The organism is uncultured Campylobacter sp., assembly GCF_937949835.1.
Classification (GTDB): domain Bacteria; phylum Campylobacterota; class Campylobacteria; order Campylobacterales; family Campylobacteraceae; genus Campylobacter_B.
Genome location: NZ_CALEDC010000420.1, coordinates 1 through 1,267, shown reverse-complemented (window position 1 = coordinate 1,267; position 1,267 = coordinate 1). Strand labels below are relative to the sequence as shown.

Annotated in this window: 1 protein-coding gene; it reads left to right on the top strand. The window is 43.7% G+C overall.

Annotated elements, in window-relative coordinates; translation table 11 throughout:
* The first annotated feature begins 193 nt into the window (after nucleotides 1-193).
* Complete coding sequence (locus Q0256_RS09435; RefSeq protein WP_297962467.1) at nucleotides 194-907, top strand: hypothetical protein; 714 nt, start codon at nucleotides 194-196, stop codon at nucleotides 905-907.
* Nucleotides 908-1,267 lie beyond the last annotated feature (360 nt).

Below are 1,267 nucleotides of genomic sequence, written 5' to 3'. Positions count from 1 at the left end.
CGGAATTTAGCGAAAAATTTTAAAACCAAGCTCGTGATCAGTATATCTTGCTACATGAAATTTAAAAGCTAGAATTTTACCGCACAAAATTCCGTTGCGTCGTGAAGCTTTTTAGAAAAAATGAGCAGGTTTTTAGCACCGAGCAAACAGCGTCAGATAAGCGGCGCTAAATTTAACTTATTTTTGGAGGATTATGCGAAATAGGCAGCCCTACATCGAAGGCAGGATAGAAAACTTGCACGTCCGCATCCTTAGGCAGGAGATCGAGACGCTCGTGCTTTTTGAGATCGACGGCGTTCGCTTTCGTATGCGTTGCAGGTCGTTCTCGTTTAAGCAGGGCGATTTGGTGCGCGTAAAATACTGCAAGCAGGGATATTTAGGCAGCCTTGTCGCCTTGGAGGTCGAGCGCCGCAGAACGCCTTTGGAATATGCTCGCGATTTTGCGTTGATCGTGCTGGATGCCGCAAGACGCGCGCTATATTTAGTTTGGGACATTTTGACTACGTTTGGTCTAATTTTTTTCGTCACGGCGGTGTTTTACGCGATCTACCTTGCGCCCCAAAAAGACGCATTCTCAAACCTAGGCGATTTTTTCTACACTTGCGCGGAGCTTACGCTTGTTGCGATGATAATTCTGGCATACATTTATGCGATCGTCCGCGCTATTGAAAGGCGTGCGCCTCGCTTGGTGCGGATATTTTGGATGTGCACCTACTTTGCTACATTCCTTATGTTTTTTACCGCCGTTTTTATCATCGCGCTTGTGATATTGCTTTATGTTTGTGATATCCTGGGTTTTGGGGATTATTTCTTTTCTTGTTTAGTGCTCGCATTCGTGTGTTCGTATGCGGTCTGCTCTACTTGCATGCAAAAACTCTCATCATGGTGCAAACGTCGTAAAAAGTAGTGCCTCCGCCGCATAAATACATAATGCGGAATTTCATAATTCGTTTCTTTAAATTTTGCCGGTAGAATTTCACGTTGCGCTATAAATTTATGCGCTGCTAAATCGTAAAATTTTGTCTCATGGGGAAATACGGCGAGCGATAAAATCCAGTCACATTAAGAATCATACCGCCGCAAAATTTACGTTTTTCAAAATCGCCTCTAAGTTTTCTGATTGTTTTCCGTTTATTTCAAAGCTTGCGGAAGCTCAAACAAGCCAAACTTGCTTGAGCCCAAAATTCTGATAAAATTTAATCGCGCTTCGCGCCGGTGCTTAAGCAACCGATTTAAGAGAGGCTGACCTAAAACGTTACCTCCCAGT

Excerpts from the sequence above, each read along its gene's own strand:
- Q0256_RS09435 (WP_297962467.1), top strand. The coding sequence starts at position 194 with ATGCGAAATAGGCAGCCCTACATCGAAGGCAGGATAGAAAACTTGCAC.